The sequence below is a fragment of the Phenylobacterium sp. genome (assembly GCF_037138395.1).
GTDB lineage: Bacteria > Pseudomonadota > Alphaproteobacteria > Caulobacterales > Caulobacteraceae > Phenylobacterium.
In genome coordinates, this window is the sequence record NZ_JBAXIM010000050.1 from 1 (window position 1) to 17,457 (window position 17,457).

14 protein-coding genes are annotated in these 17,457 nt (G+C 67.5%); 6 read left to right on the plus strand and 8 right to left on the minus strand.

The features are described 5' to 3' along the window. Positions 1-2,375 (minus strand): ribonucleotide reductase (locus WCJ52_RS05795; RefSeq protein ID WP_336902362.1); only part of this gene is annotated, 2,375 nt, incomplete at its 3' end. 170 nt (positions 2,376-2,545) lie between these two features. On the opposite strand from WCJ52_RS05795, the gene WCJ52_RS05800 reads away from it, so the two are divergent. Then, positions 2,546-2,941: an NADH:ubiquinone oxidoreductase subunit NDUFA12 gene (locus tag WCJ52_RS05800; protein ID WP_336902363.1), complete on the plus strand. Its 396-nt coding sequence runs from the start codon at positions 2,546-2,548 to the stop codon at positions 2,939-2,941. Between the two features lies 1 nt (position 2,942). Next, positions 2,943-3,680 carry a DUF2155 domain-containing protein gene (locus WCJ52_RS05805; RefSeq protein ID WP_336902364.1) on the plus strand — a complete coding sequence of 246 codons (738 nt, stop codon included), beginning with the start codon at positions 2,943-2,945 and terminating at the stop codon, positions 3,678-3,680. On the opposite strand, the gene aat is transcribed toward WCJ52_RS05805, so the two are convergent. Genes aat through WCJ52_RS05820 form a run of 3 tightly spaced genes read right to left on the minus strand, consistent with a single transcriptional unit; the run spans position 3,575 to position 6,039 of the window. Beyond that, complete coding sequence (aat, locus tag WCJ52_RS05810) at positions 3,575-4,219, minus strand: leucyl/phenylalanyl-tRNA--protein transferase (protein WP_336902365.1); 645 nt, start codon at positions 4,217-4,219, stop codon at positions 3,575-3,577. The genes WCJ52_RS05805 and aat overlap by 106 nt on opposite strands. Then, positions 4,216-5,568, minus strand: coding sequence for an acetyl-CoA carboxylase biotin carboxylase subunit (gene accC, locus WCJ52_RS05815; RefSeq protein WP_336902366.1), 1,353 nt, complete (start codon positions 5,566-5,568; stop codon positions 4,216-4,218). Before accC ends, aat begins: the two co-directional genes overlap by 4 nt. Positions 5,569-5,571: 3 nt before the next feature. Next, a complete protein-coding gene (locus tag WCJ52_RS05820) occupies positions 5,572-6,039 on the minus strand; it encodes an acetyl-CoA carboxylase biotin carboxyl carrier protein subunit (protein ID WP_336902367.1) in 468 nt (155 codons plus the stop codon). A 228-nt stretch (positions 6,040-6,267) separates the two neighbouring features. On the opposite strand from WCJ52_RS05820, the gene thiS reads away from it, so the two are divergent. Beyond that, positions 6,268-6,468, plus strand: coding sequence for a sulfur carrier protein ThiS (gene thiS / locus WCJ52_RS05825; RefSeq protein ID WP_336902375.1), 201 nt, complete (start codon positions 6,268-6,270; stop codon positions 6,466-6,468). A 1-nt stretch (position 6,469) separates the two neighbouring features. Continuing rightward, positions 6,470-7,270 (plus strand): thiazole synthase, encoded by an 801-nt coding sequence (locus tag WCJ52_RS05830; RefSeq protein WP_336902368.1) that lies wholly within the window; start codon positions 6,470-6,472, stop codon positions 7,268-7,270. Positions 7,271-7,483: 213 nt separating this feature from the next. Here the strand turns inward: WCJ52_RS05830 and WCJ52_RS05835 are convergent, their stop codons facing one another. From WCJ52_RS05835 to WCJ52_RS05850, 4 genes are read right to left on the minus strand one after another with little or no spacing between them, the layout of a single operon-like run. Continuing rightward, complete coding sequence (locus WCJ52_RS05835) at positions 7,484-8,971, minus strand: FAD-dependent oxidoreductase (RefSeq protein WP_336902369.1); 1,488 nt, start codon at positions 8,969-8,971, stop codon at positions 7,484-7,486. Between the two features lies 1 nt (position 8,972). Further along, complete coding sequence (locus tag WCJ52_RS05840; RefSeq protein WP_336902370.1) at positions 8,973-9,698, minus strand: DsbA family protein; 726 nt, start codon at positions 9,696-9,698, stop codon at positions 8,973-8,975. 37 nt (positions 9,699-9,735) lie between these two features. Beyond that, entirely contained in the window at positions 9,736-11,127 is a 1,392-nt protein-coding gene (locus WCJ52_RS05845; protein ID WP_336902371.1) for a M48 family metalloprotease, read from the minus strand. A 47-nt stretch (positions 11,128-11,174) separates the two neighbouring features. Continuing rightward, the gene (locus tag WCJ52_RS05850) at positions 11,175-13,892 is read right to left on the minus strand and encodes an Rne/Rng family ribonuclease (protein WP_336902372.1); all 2,718 of its coding nucleotides are present in this window, start codon (positions 13,890-13,892) and stop codon (positions 11,175-11,177) included. Positions 13,893-14,275: 383 nt separating this feature from the next. Between WCJ52_RS05850 and WCJ52_RS05855 the strand changes: the two genes are divergently transcribed. Then, entirely contained in the window at positions 14,276-15,499 is a 1,224-nt protein-coding gene (locus WCJ52_RS05855; protein ID WP_336902373.1) for an N-acetylmuramoyl-L-alanine amidase, read from the plus strand. A gap of 96 nt (positions 15,500-15,595) precedes the next feature. After that, on the plus strand, positions 15,596-17,457 hold a 1,862-nt coding region (locus WCJ52_RS05860), incomplete at its 3' end, for a transglycosylase domain-containing protein (RefSeq protein ID WP_336902374.1).

The following is a 17,457-nucleotide window of genomic DNA, read 5'->3' on the forward strand; positions in this document are numbered from 1 at the left end:
GCACCCTTTCGCACCAGGGCCGTGTCGCCGCAGTCCGGGCAGACGTCGGCGTCTCTGCGCAGTCCACTTGGGGCACCGCGTTCCTGCGGCGTCGGTAGGAAGACGAGGTTGTCGGGTGCTGCGCCCCGGGAGAACCCGCGGGAGATGAACCGAGACGCGGGCTGGGGTTCGGGGGCCTCCAGGGGCTGGCCATCGGCCGCGCCCCGGCCCAGGCCGTCCGCGTTCAACTCTCCGTCGGCGTTCGCCAGGTCATCCCGGCCGAGATAGGAGATGCCGAGCTCGCGGAAGATGTAGTCGAGGATTGAGGTCGCGGAGCGGACGGAGTCGTTGCCAGTCACCTGGCCTGCGGGCTCGAAGCGCGTGAAGACGAAGGCGTCCACGAAGTCGTCGAGGGGCACCCCGTACTGGAGGCCGATGGAGATCGACACCGCGAAGTTGTTCATCAGCGAGCGGAAGGCGGCACCTTCCTTGTGCATGTCGATGAAGATCTCACCCAGCTCGCCGTCATCGTATTCGCCGGTGTGGAGGTAGACCTTGTGGCCGCCCACGGAGGCCTTCTGGATGTAGCCCTTCCGGCGATCGGGCAGCTTACGCCGGGTGGGCGGGCGCTCGACCTCGACGCGTCGCTCGATGATCCGCGCCTCTGGCTCCGGTGCCGCCGCAGGCGCCGCAGCCGCCTCAGCAGGGCTCGGATCGCGCAGCCTTTGGCGCTCCAGCAGGCCTCGTTTGATCCGAGGGGCCAGGATGACGCCGCCGGTATCTCCCAGGCCTTCCAGGATGGCGTCCAGGGCCTCGGCTTCGGCCTCGAAAGCCACCACGGGGGGCGTGGCCAGCAGGGGGGCGAGGGTTGCGGCCATGGCGACGGTGTCCGCGATGGGGATCTCGGCAAGGGTTGCCAGGGCTGCGGCCTGGGCCTCGGTCAGGCCCGGGAGGTCGGATAGTCGACCCGAGCCGGCGATGGCGGCGTCGCTGAGGGCCACCTGCTCGGGGCTGAAGCCCATGCGCTCCGGGAGATCGAGGGTGGGGTCGGCCAGCTCGGCCTCGGTGAGGCCGAGGACATCGGTCAGGAAGCCAGGGTCGATCACCCGCACGGACAGGACGTCCGACAGGCGGGTGGCCATGGGAAGGGCCGACTCGACGGCGGCGATCTCGTGGTCGGTGAAGCCCCGGGCCTCCAGGGCGGCCCGGTCGACCCCGGGGGCGCCGGAGAGGCCCCGTAGTCCCAGGGCGTGGAGCCGGGCGTCTGCGACATCGATCCCCAGACCCTCCAGGGCCCGTAGCGAGGCGCCGGAAAGGGTGCGGTAGCCTTCAGCGTCGGCGGTCTCGACCGTAATCACCGGGCCCGGGGAGGGGGCGCCGGAGGGATCTGCCCCGCCCAGCCTGAGGGCGAGCTCAGGATCGCTGAACAGGGCGAGCCCTACGTCCAGCCCCTCGGGAATGGCCCGCCGCGCATTCTTGAACAGGCCGCGTGCTGCCTTCCGCGCCGGCTCGGAGCCATAGGCCAGGCCCCGGGCCAGCAGCCAGTCGCCCAGTCCGCCCAGGCCGATCAGGCCCGGACGCCCGGACGCCGCCAGGGCTGTGGCGAGGTCGGTGACGGCGGCCTCGAACCGTGAGGCCTCAAAGTCTATGCCGAGGTCGAAAGCGCCCAGGTTGACGGCACCACGCACGCGGCCCGCCGTGGCGGCGAGGGCCGCCGCAGTCCCGGCATCCGGCGCCAGGCCAACGCGGCCTGTCAGGGCCAGGCGTCCCAGGTTCGGGGTCGCGGAAGCGCCCCGGGAAACCACCATCCTCAGCCGGTCTCCCTCCGATGGCGGGAGCGCCTGTCGCCAGATCGTTTCACCGCACCGGGAAAGGTCGATGGCCTCAAGGATAAGGTCGTCCGGGGCCCCGGCGGCGCGAGCCCGCTCGACGGCCCGGGCCAGGGCGGGATTACCGGCCGGCCACGCGCAGGCCTCCCGGTCTCCCTCACAGCGAGAGATAGCGTCCAGGACGCCCTGCATGGGACCCGCAGCCGCCTCTGCAGCGGCCTGGGCCAGGCGCTCACCCCGGAGGGTGGCGGCCAGGGCCTGAAGTCGAGCCTCGAGACCCGGGTCTGCTGCCTCCAGGATCTCGGGCGCAGGACCCGCGGGAAGGCCGATCGCTGTTGCACCGTTCAGCATCAGGGCGGCCAGGCGATCCCCCAGCCCGAAACGCTGAGCCTTGCGGGCAAGGTCTGCAGCCAGCCCCTGGATGGCGGCGCCCAGGTCCTCGGCGCCCCCCAGCGCCTCCATCCAGGCTTCGACCTGGGGCTGGGTCCAGTCGGCCGGTGCCAGGACCTCGACGCACCGGTCGCTCAGTTCGACCTGCCGGGACTCCAGAACGGGCGGGGTGTGCATCAGATCGGTCTCCACTTCCGGCAGGTTAGGACCGCGACTGGCTGCGGGCAACAGATGTTGCGGGTCAGATAGCCCTGATCCACAAGATGTTGAGGTTTCCTGATCGCTGGACGCTCGGGGGCGGGCGACCTATAGTCCGCCGCAGTCAATCTGAGTGGTCTGGAACGCGCATGCTGAAGGCGATCTTCACCTGGTGGAACGGCGCAACCATCGGTGCCGGGTTCCATATCAAGCGCAGGGGCGTCTTCGTGGGCCAGGACGACTACGGCAATCGCTATTTCGAAGCCCGGGATGCCAAGGATTCCTATGACGGCCGCCGCCGCCGCTGGGTGATCTACAAAGGCTATCCAGATGCTTCCAAGGTGCCTGCCGAGTGGCACGGCTGGCTGCATTACACCTTCGACGACTTGCCCACCCAAGCGTCCTTGCCCCGGAAGGCCTGGGAAAAGGATCACCTTCCCAATCTGACGGGTACGATCCACGCCTGGCGGCCCAAGGGCTCCATCTCTCGCGGCGGGGAGCGTCAGCGCGCCGCCGGCGACTACGAGGCCTGGCGGCCCGAATAGCATGGCCCTGAGACCGCATAGCCGACGCCTGGCCGTGATCGCCCTTGCGGTGACGGCGGGTCTCGCCCCTGCAGCCCTGGCGCCGGCCCAGCAGGCGCCGCCGCCCGCAGCCGAGTCTCCAGCCGACCCCCCAGCCGACTCCCCGCCCGCTTCCGCTGAGGTGCTTCCGCAGGCTCCGGAAGGCGAGGTGGCTCCGCCGGCAGTCGTCGAGGAGGAGGCCCCGCCCGCCGTGGTCGAGGCACCGCCGCCTGCCGTGGCCCCACCCGTGCCGGCCTCCCAGGTGGCGCCGGCCGAACCACCTGAGCGCAGGGTCGCCGACCTGCCCGTCGAAAGCGTTCGCCAGAGGGAGAGGTTCGCCGTCGCCGTCCTGCAGGCCGTGGACAAGGTGACGGCAGAGACTATCCGCTTCGAGGCGCCTGTGGGTCAGCCCGTCCGCTACAAGTCCCTGATCCTCACGGTTCGCGCCTGTGAGCATACCGCTGGCGATGAGCCGACCGAGGACACCGTCGCCTACCTGACGGTGGACTCCCAGCCCAAGCCCCAGGCCGGCCGGCCGGCACCGGGTCCCCGCCAGGTCTTCAAGGGCTGGATCTATGCCTCTTCGCCGGGGCTCAGTGGCCCCGAGCATCCGGTTTACGATGCTTGGTTGATCACCTGCAGGACCGCCGCGCCGCTGAGGGGCGCAGCCCCCGTGAGCCGGCCTTCAACCTCCAGCGCTACCGCCAGTCGCTCGAGGTAGACGTCCCGGGGGATTTCCTCGGCCCCGAGACTGGCGAGATGGTCCGTGATGAACTGGGCGTCGAGGAGCCTGTAGCCGCCCCGGATCAGCTGCGCCGCAAGGTGGGCGAGGGCGACCTTCGAGGCGTCTGTCTCGAATGAGAACATGCTCTCCCCGAAGAAGGCGCCACGCAGCGAGACCCCAAACAGCCCGCCGACCAGCCGGCCCCCGCGCCAGGCCTCCACAGAGTGGGCGGCACCCTCGGCATGCAGGCTGCGATACATGCCCAGGAGGGCTGGGTTGATCCAGGCGCCAGGGCGAGCCGGATCGGCGCAGGCGGCCAGCACAGCCTCGAAATCCGAGTTGATGCGGACCTCGAAGGTATCCTGCCGGAGGGTCCTCTGCAGCCTGCGGGGCAGCTGAAGTCGGTCCAGAGGGAAGACCCCGCGGAACTCGGGCTCGACCAGGAAGACCTCGGGTGCCGTGGGCGAGTCCGCCATGGGGAAGACCCCGCGGGCGTAGAAATCCAGCGCCGGGTGTCGACGGGTAGCCGGGCTCACCTGGCCTCCGCGAGATCCTTCAGCCAGGATTCCAGCCAGTGGATCGTGTAGTCGCCCATGACGAAGTCCGGCTGGAGCAAGAGGTCCTGGAAGAGGGGGATCGTCGTCTCGATACCGCCGACCACCATTTCGCCGAGGCAACGGCTGAGCCGGGCGATGCACTCTTCGCGGTCACGCCCGTGGACGATCAGCTTGCCGATCAGGCTGTCGTAATAGGGCGGGATGGCGTAGCCGGCGTAGATGGCGCTATCGAGCCGGACGCCGAGGCCGCCGGGGGCGTGGAAATCCGTGATAAGTCCCGGCGAGGGGGTGAAGGTCCGCGGGTTCTCTGCGTTGATCCGGCACTCGATGGCGTGCCCCTCAAAGGTGATGTCCTTCTGGCTGAAGGACAGGGGCAGGCCGGCGGCGATTCGGATCTGCTCGCGCACCAGGTCGATACCCGTGATGGCTTCGGTCACCGGGTGCTCGACCTGCAGGCGGGTATTCATCTCGATGAAGAAAAATTCCCCGTTCTCGTAGAGGAACTCGATGGTGCCGACGCCGAGATAGCCGATTTTGCGGACGGCCTCGACGACCACCTCGCCGATCTTGCGGCGCGTCGCGGCGTCGATGACCGGGGAGGGCGCCTCCTCGAGGACCTTCTGGTGACGACGCTGGAGGGAGCAATCCCGCTCACCGAGGTGGCAGACATTCCCGAACTTGTCGGCAATGACCTGAAGCTCAATATGCCGGGGACCCTGAAGGTAGCGCTCCATGTAGATGGCGTCGTCCCCGAAGGCGGCGCGGGCCTCCGCCCTGGCGGTAGAGACGGCCTCGAGGAGATCTTCCTCCGTGCGGGCCACCTTCATGCCCCGCCCACCACCGCCGGCGGCGGCCTTGATCAGGACGGGAAAGCCGATCTTGCCGGCGGCCTCAAAGGCCTCTTCCTCGGTGGTCACGGCCCCATCCGAGCCCGGCACGACCGGTATCCCAGCTTCGCGGACCGCCTGCTTGGCCGTGATCTTGTCGCCCATCATGGTAATGTGCTCGGGCAGCGGCCCGATGAAGGTGAAGCCATGGGCATTCACGATCTGCGCGAAGCGGGCGTTCTCCGACAGGAAACCGTAGCCGGGATGGATGGCCTGCGCGCCGGTGATTTCTGCTGCGGCGATGATGGCCGGAATGTTGAGGTAGCTCTTGGAGGCGGGCGCAGGGCCGATGCAGACGCTTTCGTCGGCCAGGCGGACCCACATGGCACCCGCGTCGGCCTCGGAATGCACCGCGACCGTGGAAATGCCCATTTCCTTGCAGGCGCGATGCACCCGCAAGGCGATTTCGCCCCGGTTGGCGATCAGGATCTTGTCAAACATGGCCTACCCGATGATTGCGAGGGGTTCGCCGAACTCGACCGGCTGGCCGTTCACCACCAGGAATTCGAGGATCCTGCCGGCGCGGGGCGCGGGAATGGGGTTCATGGTCTTCATGGCCTCGATGATCATCAGGGTCTGGCCCTCCGAGACGGTATCGCCCACCTTGAAGAAGGGCGGCGAGTCCGGCTGGGGCTGCAGGTAGACAGTCCCGACCATCGGGGATTTCACGGCGTCGCCGTCCGCGATCGCAGGTGCGGCGAGATCGAGGGCCGCCGGTGCGACAGCGACCACCGCGGTTGGGGCCGCCACCGCGACCGTTGCGGCGGCGGTTAGTGTACGCGCCACGCGGATCCGCAGGCCGTCGCGCTCGACCTCGATCTCGGAGAGTCCTGTGTCGTTGAGTATGCCGGCAAGGCGGCGGACAAGACGTGCATCGATCTGGTCGGCGGGAGCCTTCGGACTGGACGGCATGTAGGGATCCTGTGCTTCGTCGTCGCGGCGGCCGCACAAAGTCGGCCCCTTCAACTTCTATCGAACCGCAGCCGGCGCGGACACGGGCAGAAGCGCCCTGCCGGACACATCGGCGTGAAGCCGAGCGCCGGTTTCCGCCGACAGCGATCCCGGCCAGAGCAGACTCGCCAAAACCGGAACCGCCGTCTTGTAACGGCGAGCGGCTGGGGTCACAAGCAGGGCATGACACTGGCGTTGATCCTCAACGGCGAACCCCGCAGGCTGGAGGCCGTCGAAAACGTCGCGGATCTGGTCGCGGCCCTGGGCCTGGAGCCCCGGAAAGTCGCTGTCGAACGGAACCTCGAGATCGTCCCGCGATCCGCCTATGGCCAGACGCACCTGGCGGACGGAGACCGGATCGAGATCGTGCATTTCATCGGAGGCGGCTGAGATGGCGGATGTAGCGACCCCTGCGGCAGATTCGGATGACACCTGGACGGTGGCAGGGCGCACCTTCCGGTCACGGCTGATCGTGGGGACCGGCAAGTACGCCGACTACGCCCAGAACGCCGCCGCAGCTGAGGCTGCAGGGGCCGAAATCGTGACCGTGGCCCTGCGCCGGGTAAACCTTTCCGACCCCGGCAAACCCATGCTGGCCGACTTCCTGAAGCCGGAGCGGTTTACCTACCTCCCCAATACGGCGGGCTGCTACACCGGCGAGGACGCGGTGCGGACCCTGCGCCTGGCCCGGGAGGCCGGCGGCTGGGACCTGGTCAAGCTGGAGGTCCTGTCAGAGACGCCACACCTCCTGCCGGACATGGAGGAGACCCTTCGGGCCCTCAAGCTGCTGGTCTCGGACGGCTTCCAGGTGATGGTCTATTGCTCGGATGACCCGGTCTATGCCCGCAAGCTGGAGGAGGCTGGCGCCGCAGCGATCATGCCCGCCGCAGCCCCGATCGGTTCCGGGCGCGGGATCCAGAACGCCCTCAACCTTGGCCTGATCCTCGAGCAGTCCAGGGTCCCGGTCCTCGTCGACGCCGGGGTCGGAACGGCCTCCGACGCGGTGATCGCCATGGAAATGGGTTGCGACGCCGTGCTCATGAATACGGCCATCGCAGAGGCGAAGGATCCGATCCGCATGGCTGACGCCATGAAGCACGCGGTCATCGCCGGACGGCAGGCCTTCCTGGCCGGACGCATGGCCGAGCGCCGCTATGGGGATCCGTCCTCACCCCTTGCCGGGCGGATTTGATCGACGGCCGATCCACTCCAGTGAAGGGGAGGGCGCACAAGCCAGGCGTCGGGACGACAGAGCAGTCTCATCCCTGGCGATGCGCGACCGGATCCTTGCAGGAGGGCCGCCGGGGACAGGCCCGGGTTCGGGCCCAGGTCGTTTGGCCAGGGACCTAGGCCGATCACCTGGGAAGGCAGGGCCAGCTTGGCCGGCTATGCCAGAGCCCTCTTCTCAGCCGGCCGCGACCCGGGCGATGTCAAGCTGGGGGTCGAGGCCGATGGCCCGTAGTAGTGTGTCGCGATCCGGTCCGGCCTTGGGGGGATAGACGTCGGCCTTGGCGGCCCGGGGCGTCATCCAGGCCAGCAGGATCTTGCCCAGGGTAGCCGGGCGTTTGAGCCAGTCTGACGGATGCTCCAGCATGTGGAAGCCCCGCAAGGCCGCTCGCAACAGGTCCGGGTCTGAGCGGATGGCGATGGCGACGCCATCCTCTCCGAAGCTCCTAAGGATCCGGCTTCGCAGGCTGGGCCTGTAGGCAGGATCCAGCGCCTGTCTTGCCCTGCGGACGGCGGAGCGGTCATCCTTCTGCATGGCCTCGAAGAAGGGCAGGATCTCGCGTCTCAGGCCCGCTTCGTAGGCGAGCAGGCGGGTTGCCGGGTCGGGGGAGCCATTGATCGCGTCGCGAAGCAGGGTGGCGCTGACGGCGGCGAAGGTGCATCCCCGGCCATAGAGAGGGTTGGTGCGGATCAGGCTGTCCCCAATGGAGAAGAAACCCAGGACGGCCGGCTGGCCATGCGGCGCCAGGGTGCGCCAGCGGCTCTTGAGGTCGCCCATGCCGAAGACCTTGCTGACCGCCTCTGCGCGTTCAGGCTCGAGCCAGGGCCGCATGCCGGGTATCTCGCGGCAAAGGCCGTCAAAGACCTCGGGTTTGACGATGGTCTTGCGCAGTTCCAGCTCGATTTCCGGGACGCACAGGGTGATCGAGAAACAGCCGCTGTCCCCGGGGAAAACGCCGAACTTGATGAATCCGAGGTCTCCGGTCGCAGGCGCCCCGCCCCGTGGCGGCTCGTCCTGCCCGGCGAGTAGGCGGTAGTGCCGGGTGAAGTAGAGGATGCCAGCGTCCTCGGCAGTCTCGGTGATGGGTGCACCCATGTCGGTGAGCTGCTCGGTGGCGGAGGAGGTGCGCCCGCCGGCGTCGACAACCATGTCCGCCGGGACTGTCTCGCCGCCGCTCAGGCGCAGGCCGGTCACCCGGATCGGGGAGTCGCCCGAGGTCTCAAGGCCCTCTACGAAGCACTCGGTGCGGATATCGACCCCGGGAAGGGCCTCGACATACCGGCGAATGACCAGCTCCAGGGTCGTGCGCCGGCTGGTCAGGACCACGAGGTCGGCATCCTCCGGACGGGGCGTCCATTTGCGACGGTGCCTGTCGGTCAGCATGCCATCGAGGCCCAGTTCCCTGCAGCCGGCGGCGCCGATGGCCTCGAGAAGGGCCGGATGTTCGTCCCGGATGATGCCCCTCAGGCGGGCGAGGAAGGCGTGGCTGTGGCGCAGGTGGGTGACGCCCCTGTGGGCCCAGCCGGCGAAGGCTGCATCGCCATCTCCCGGTGGCGGCGGCGGGTCGCGGTCGAGAAGGGTGACCCTGCGGCCCGTGGGGGCGAGGGTCAGGGCGGACCAAAGGCCCGCCATGCCCGCGCCGATGACGACGACGTGTTCGTCCATGTTAGCCTGGCCTCTTCAATGGGCCCGTCCGGGCCTCTTGGATGGCGGCCTTCAGGGCGGCGACATCGGCTCCGGGGATGAGCCTGTCTCCGACGATGAAGGCCGGCGTACCCTCAATGCGAAGGGCTTCGGCCAGGCGGTGGGTGTCGGACAGCTGCCGGGTGATGGCCTCGTCGCGCAGGGCGGCGTTGATGTCAGCCGAGGCGACTCCCGCGCTGGCTGCGATCCGGGTGATGGCCCCTTCGTTGAGCGTCTTCTCCACCATCATGGCCTCATGGAAGTCCAGGCCGCCCGCACGTCCGCCTGGGGTCAGCGCGGTGCGCGCAGCGAAGTCGGAGGCGCCGCCGAAGATGGGAAATTCCTTCAGCACCAGACGGATATCCTTGTTGCTTCGGACCAGGGCCGCGACTTCCGGGGCGATGGCCTTGCAGTAGCCGCAGCGGTAGTCGAAGAACTCTACGACCGTGATCTTCCCGCCGGGATTGATCACGACGTCCCTCGGATCGCGCTCCAGGGCCTTGCGATTCTCGGCCACCGACTTTCGGGCGTCGTCGGACTGCTGGGCGATCTTCTTTTCCTGAAGCTTACCGGCCATATCCTCGAGCAATTCCGGGTGTTCGAGCAGATAGCCCCGGACCGGCGGGCCGAGAACGGCGTCGAAGGCCTTCTGGCAGCCTCCAAGGGAGAGGGCGGCGGCGAGGGCGAGGGCTTGGGGAGCGGCTTTCATGACGGCAACATAGGGTGGCCCGGCGCGGTGTGAAGCCCTATCCGGGGCCGCGGCCGCCACGAACCTGTCGGTCGTTCTCGGTCGCGAGCACGATGTCGTTGGCGCGGCGCCATTCCGGCGTGTTCCGCTCCAGCAGATCCCTGGCCCGAAGGGCGAAGATCATGGCCTGCCGGCGGTCGCCCTCGATGTAGTTGTATTCTGCAGTGGCGTAGCGGGCGAGGCCATCCCGACTGCGCGAGTCATAGGCCTGGGCCAGAAGTCTCCAGGCCACCGAGTTCTCCTCGTCCTGGTCCAGGGCCGTCTTGAGCTCGTGGATTCCCTCGTCGATCTTGGCGGGCTCTGGCAGGGCTATGAGGGTCTGGCCGAGGTTGACCCTCAACAGGGGCGCGTCGGGCTTGAGGCTCACGGACCGGCGCTGCGGTGCCTCGGCCTCGGCCGTCCGGCCGAATTCGAAGAGGATCTGACCCTTGAGTTCCCAAAGATAGGGATTGTCAGGCTGTTCCTTGAGGAGGGCCTCGATCAGCTTGAGGGCTCGGTCAGGTTCCTTCAGCTGGTACTGGGCGATCGCGCAGGCGTAGCGGGTTGGATAGTCGGCCTTGGGCTCGGCGCACTTCACCACCGCAAGGTTGGGATTGATGAAGCCCTGCAGCTTGGCCTTCATGATGGCGTGACGGCCCAGGCTGTCCGGGGTGTCGGGCGTATCCAGGTGCGACAGTTTCCCGACCCGCGACCTCAGCGCCTCGATCCGGTCGGAACTCAGCGGGTGGGTCCGGAAATAGGCAAACCTTCGGGCCTCGGAAAACACTTCCTGATAGCGGAAATTGTCGAAGAAGGTCACCAGGCCCTTCCCGGAGAGCCCGGCGGCTTCGAGGTAGGTGGCGCCGGCCTGGTCGGCACGGCTTTCCTGTTCGCGGCTGTAGCCCATGGCACCGAGGGCGCCGAAGAAGCTGGCGTTCGCCGCCAGGATCGCGCCGGCCTCGACATTGCCAGCCAGGGCCGCCAGTACGCCGAGACCCATGGTCAGCAGGAAGGGTTTAAGCCCAGCCTGGGACATCTCTTCGGAACGCGCCGAATGGCCACCCGCCAGGTGGGCCACTTCGTGGGCGATGACCCCCTGGAGCTCATTGGGCGTCTTGGTCTCGAGGATCAGGCCGGTGAAGACGGCCATGACACCGGGTCCGGCGAAGGCGTTCAGGTCCTTGGATCCCAGGAGAAGGATGCGGATTGATCCCGATTCCAGGCCGGCGGCCTTGAACAGGGGCGCGGAATCCAGTTTCAGCGTCTCCTCGATCTCCGTGTCCCGGATCAGGGACATGGGCTCGCTCTGTGCCAGGGCGAGGGACGGAACAAGGCTCTGGGAAAGGGCGGCCGCGAGGCTTAGCCCCAAGGCCAGACGCTTTCCGAGGTGCACACGGCGGTGGCCGCCCATGGCGAGTCTCCTGGTGTTGCGCCCCGAGCCCCCTGAACGCTATCCCGTCAACCGCGACGCCACCAGCCCTTGCGCGGCTTGGACGGAGGGGCCGTGATCTCGGCGGGGTCCGGTTCCCGCGCCACCGGGACGGGATCGATCGCTTCCGACGGGGGTTCGACCTCCGGCGCAGCAGGCGGCGTGGGCTCTGAGACCACCTCGATGGGATCCGCCTCGACGGAATCTACCTCGATGGCAGCAGCCGTCTCGACCGGTGCGCGGGCGCGGGAACGCCTTACCCTTGCAGGCTTTGCAGGCGGTTCGGCCGGCGCTTCGGTCTCTGGAGACAGGGCCTGCGCTTCAGGGACTGCGACGTCTGTCGCTGCAGTCTCATGCATCCCAGTCTCTTGGACTTCGGTCTCTTGGACTTCGGTCTCTGGGGCTTCGGCGTCCGGGACTTCGATTTCGGCAGCCTGGGCGGTCAGAGCTTCAGCCCCGGCATCGGAGCCTTCCTCCCTGCGACCCCGTCCACGTCCGCGACGGGGCCGACGAGTGCGCTCGGGTTCGGCCTCGGGCAGTTCAACCCAGATATCTGCAGAGTGAGACTCTGCGGTGGCCAGGGGCTGCACGGCACCCTGCGGACGGGCTTCAGCCGCTGGTGCCTCGCTGTCCTGCGAGGGGTCGAACCAGATAAAGGGGTTGTCCTCGTAGGGTACCCAGGGCCGGGTCCACGCGTAGGCGTCCTGCGGACGCCCATCCTCGCGGGAGCGTCTTCCACCCCTGCGACCGCGACGCCGCCGGCGGCCACCCTGGCCGTCATCCTCTTCGTCGTCAGGGCTCTCGCGAGGTTCCTCAGGCACCGATCCGGCGACCCTGGGCTCGACGTCCCGCCGTCCGCGACGCCTGCGCCGCCGGCCCCGCTGATCGCCAGAGTTTTCGCGTCCGCCAGAGTCTTCGCGTCCGCCAGAGTTTTCGCGTCCGCTGGAGACCTCGCGTCCGCCACCGGCGTCCTCGTCGTCCTCGTCGACAAGGATCTCCTCCTCATCGTCGGCCTCGTCCTCGTCCTCGATCTCGTCCTCGAATTCATCGTCCGTAGGCGTGTAGGGCTCAAGGGATCGGGGGACCGAGGGGGTGTCCACGGCCCGCGCCTGGTCTGACGTGCGTTCAAGGGCGAAGTCCGCATGCGGCAGGGTCTCGTCGACCACGACCGAGATGAAGACGCCCTGGTCTGCGTGCAGTCGGGACAGATGGCCGCGCTTCTCGTTGAGGATGTAGAGCGCCACAGACCGCGGCGCCCTTAGGGTGATCTCTCCAGACCCCTTCAGGGCCTCCATCTCGGCGGCTCTCAGGGCGCCGAGGGCGCTGGATTCCACCGACCGCACCCGGCCGGTTCCAGCGCATTGCTCGCAGACATGGGTGGTGCCTTCCAGCAGGCTGGACCGGCGCCGCTGCCGCGACAGTTCCATGAGCCCGAAGCTGGAGATCCGCCCCACCTGAATCCGGGCGCGATCGTCCTTGAGGGCATCCTTGAGCTTCTTCTCGACAGCGCGGTTGTTCTTCGACTCATCCATGTCGATGAAGTCGATGACGACCAGGCCGGCCAGGTCACGCAGCCGGAGTTGCCGGGCGGTTTCCTCGGCGGCTTCCATGTTTGTCCGCAGAGCCGTGGCCTCGACATTCCGCTCGCGTGTGGCGCGGCCGGAATTCACGTCGACGGCGACGAGGGCTTCGGTCTGGTTGATCACCAGGTAACCGCCGGACTTCAGCGGCACCACGGGGGTGTAGATCTGGGCCAGATAGTCCTCGACATTATGCCGAACGAAGAGGGGCGTCGGCTCGCGATAGTGCTGAACCTTGCGGGCCTGGGAGGGCATGAGCATCCGCATGAAATCGCGGGCCTCCCGGAAACCCGCCTCTCCCTCGACCAGGACCTCGTCGATGTCCTTGTCGTAGAGGTCACGGATGGTCCGCTTCACCAGGTCCTCTTCTTCGTAGATGAGGGCGGGGGCCACGGAATGAAGAGTGGTCTCGCGGATGTTCTCCCACATCCGCAGCAGGTAGTCGTAATCGCGCTGGATCTCGGCCTTGGTGCGCTTGGCGCCGGCCGTACGAACGATCAGGCCCATGCCATCTGGGACGTCTAGCCCCTGGACGACGGTCTTCAGGCGCCTGCGGTCTGTGATCGAGGTGATCTTCCGGGAGATGCCGCCGCCGCTGGCGGTGTTCGGCATGAGCACGCAGTAGCGTCCGGCCAGCGAGAGATAGGTGGTCAGGGCTGCGCCCTTGTTGCCGCGCTCTTCCTTGACGACCTGGATGAGCATGATCTGCCGGCGGCGGATCACCTCCTGGATCTTGTAGCGACGCATCAGCCGCCGGCGACGCCGGGCGACCTCCTGCTCCATGACGTCGTCATCGTCCCCCGAAAGGGTTTCGGCGGCGTCCTCGCCGTCCTCGCTGTCGTCATCAGGACGAGCGGCCGCGACCTCCTCGTCGTCGTCATCTGCAGCCGCCTCGGCCATCAAGGCTTCACGGTCGGCGACCGGGATTTGGTAGTAATCGGGGTGGATCTCGTTGAAGGCGAGGAAGCCGTGTCGGTTGCCGCCATACTCGATGAAGGCGGCCTGGAGCGAAGGCTCCACCCGAGTCACCTTGGCGAGATAGATGTTCCCGCGAAGCTGTTTGTGGCTCTTGCTCTCGAAATCAAACTCTTCAATTCGATTTCCGTCGATCACCGCCACGCGCGTCTCTTCGGCGTGAGCGGCGTCGATAAGCATCTTCTTTGACATAAAGGTCTCCGGGGCGCGCCTCAGGGCCGAAGCCCGGGCTGCGCCTGTTGGGGCGAGGGTTGCGCAGGTTGTCGGACCGCGTGTCTGTGACGCGGATATCGACCGGCCGGGTTTTGGCTCGAGCTGCGCAGCCCATGGCGTGTTTCCAGTTTTGCGGACGCTCGCCGTCCGCAGCGGGAGCCCCCAGACTGCCGGGCGCTGAGCCACGTGCAGGCCATCGGCGGACCCGTACCCGACCGCACCACAGCGCGACCGACGACTCCAATTGCAGCAAAAAAGCCCCGGGCGCCAGTAAAAGATCGGGGCAGGCCAGCTTCCCGACGTCCTTAACGATTTCACTACGCCCTTGCGTTAGTGTCTCCAGGACCTGCAGCAGGCGGGAAATGAAGGAAAAAGTCCTCGTGGTGTGGATGTCTGACAGGCGATGGCGCAAGGTTTGGCTCCTCCTGGCTCTGGCCAGTTGGGGTCTCCTCTTCCTAGCCGCACCTGCAGTTAGCCAAGCGGCAGACCTCCGATCCGTCCGCCTGGGCGGCGATTCCGTTTCCACCCGTCTGGTGCTCGACCTGTCCGGTGAGGCGGCGGGGCGGCTACTGTCCGACGCTGGCGGAAAAACTGTCGTCTCCCTCGCCGATGCGGAGGTCGAAGCCCCGCTGCGTGGGCCCGGGCGGGGTCTGGTCCGGGCCTGGTCTGTCACACCCCAGGCAGGCGGCGGCGTCCGGCTATCGGTCGAGACTGTCGCGGGCGTGACGGTCCGCCGGCGCTTCCTGCTACCGCCGGGTGAAGGCTCGCCTGGCTACCGCTACGTCATGGACTTCGAGATGGCTTTGCCCCTCCAGGCTCCGGGGGAGACCGCCCGGCTGACGTCCCTGAGGGAGACTTCGGCCACCGCCGCTGCGACCCCTCGCAAGTCGGCCAAGTCCCGGCGGGACTCCCGAAAGATCGTTGTCATCGACGCAGGCCATGGCGGAAAGGACCCCGGCGCCCTTGGGGGTGACCGCAGGGAAAAAGATCTGACTCTTGCCGCGGCCCTGGCCCTGCGCGACCGGCTCCATCGCACCGGGCGCTATCGGGTCGTGATGACCCGCGACCGGGACGTCTACGTGCCCCTCGACACCCGGGTGCAGATCGCCCGCACAGCCAACGCTGACCTTTTCATTTCCCTGCATGCAGACTCCGGGCCTGACGAGACCGTCCGCGGCGCCAGTGTCTACACCCTGGCAGACAGGGCGGTCGGCAGGTCCGCACGGCTTGTCACCCGCGACGACTGGTTCATGAAGGCTGGCTACCACTCCGACCAGAGCGTCTCGGGCATCCTGTTCGACCTCACCCAGAGGGCGACCAAGAACCGGTCCGCGACCTTTGCCCAACTCCTCCTCGACGAGGTCGGCGATGACCAGACCCTGCTGCGGCGCAGTCACAGAGAGGCTGGTCTCGCCGTTCTCCTTGCGCCGGACGTGCCCGCCGTCCTCCTGGAGATGGGCTTCATAACCAATCCCGACGACCAGGCTCTGCTGGCCAATCCGGCCTCGCGTAGCCGGCTTGTCGGTGCCGTCGCCAGCGCTATCGAGGCCTATTTCAGGAACGACATGCAGGTGGCTTCCCGATAGCCGGGACGGCGCCAGAATCCGGCTTCCCCTTTTCCGAAACGCGCCCTAGACGATGAAGATTGCGGGCGCGTGGGCGTCTGCGGAGGCGTCCCTGTCGTGCAGTCCCCGAAAAGATGGCTGGCCATTGCTGGGGTGACCCTGCTCAGCCTCGTGGCGGTTGGGGGCGTGGCCATCGCCATCTATACGGCCTGGCTCTTCCATGATCTTCCTGACGCCGGCGACCTGGTGGACTACCGGCCGCCGACTTCCACCCGCGCCTACGCCTGGGATGGCACCCTGATCGGGGAATTCAGCCGTGAGCGGCGTATCTTCGTGCCCTATGACAACATCCCCCCGCACCTGGCCCTGGCCTTCCTGGCCGCCGAAGACCGGTCTTTCTTTAAGCACAATGGGGTCGATCCTGCGGGTCTCGCCAGGGCACTTGGCCGGGCCGTCCCAAGCCTGATCCAGGGACGTCGCCTGCAGGGCGGGTCCACCATCACCCAGCAGGTCGCAAAGAATGTACTGTTGACCAACGACGTCACTCTGGGACGGAAGTTCAAGGAAGCGCTCATCGCCCGCCGCCTGGAGGAGACCCTCACCAAGCAACAGATCCTCGAGCTCTACCTGAATGAAATCTGGCTCGGGTACAGGTCCTTTGGCGTCGGTGCTGCTGCCTACAACTATTTCGGCAAGTCGATCAGCGATGTCAGCCTCTCCGAAGCGGCCTACCTGGCGGCCCTGCCCAAGGGACCGGACAACTATCATCCGATCCGACGCAAGGCGCAGGCCATCGCCCGCAGGAACTGGGTCCTGGACCAGATGGCCGAGGCCAAATGGATCACCGCCGAGGCCGCCGCCCGGGCCAAGGCGGAGGACCTCGTCGTCCAGGCTGCGCCGGTACGGACCCGCTATCGCGATGCCGACTACTTCGTCGATGAGGTCCGCAGGCAGGGAAGGGCGCTCCTGGGCGACCGGCTGGATTCGGGCGGCCTCTATGTTCGCACGACGCTGGATCCCGACATCCAGTCCCACGCCCGACGCGCCCTGATGAATGGTCTGGAGGTCTATGATCGGCGTCACGGCTGGCGTGGAGCCTTTGCCCGGACCACCTATGGGCCGGGCTGGGACGCTGCGGCGAGCGGGTTCCGGGCCCCTTCCGAGCGACGGGACTGGGAAGTGGCCATCGTGACCGATGCCAGCGGCAGCGGCGTCCGAATCGAGACCCGCAAGGATGCTGCGCGCGGTTGGCTGGCACCAGCCGATGTCGCCTGGGCCCGCGCCGGGAAAGGCCTGAATGTCGGTGACCTCATCTTCGTTGCCCCCGATGCGGGCGGCGGCTTCCGGCTGCGGCAGACTCCGGCCGTCAATGGCGCGCTTGTCGTCGTCGAGCCTGCGACAGGACGCGTCCTGGCCCTGGTGGGCGGATACTCGTTCTCGCTCTCCAACTTCAACCGGGCGACCCAGGCGCACCGCCAGCCCGGGTCGACCTTCAAACCCTTCGTCTACGCCACGGCGCTTGAGAACGGCTATACCCCGGCCAGCACCGTCCTGGACTCCCCGATCACCCTCGCCGGTCGCGACGGAGAGGCCTGGTCCCCGGAGAACTATTCCCGGTCCTACTATGGTGCCATGCAGTTGCGGCGGGGCCTTGAGCTCTCCCGGAACACAATGACCGTCCGCCTTGCGCAGGGCGTGGGCATGAAGAAGGTCCGGGACACTGCCATCCGCATGGGTGTGGTCCCGAGCATGCAGCCTGTCCTGGCCATGGCCCTCGGTGCCGGCGAGACGACGCCGCTCGACATCACCTCAGCCTACGCCGCCTTCGTGAATGGGGGCCGAAGGGTCGAGCCGCACCTGATTGAGCTTGTCCAGGACCCCAAGGGACGCACGGTCCTGAAGGCCGACAGTCGGGATTGCTCCCGCTGCGACGCCGTCTTTACAGGGGCTGAGAGCCCGCGCATCGCCCCCGGGGGCGA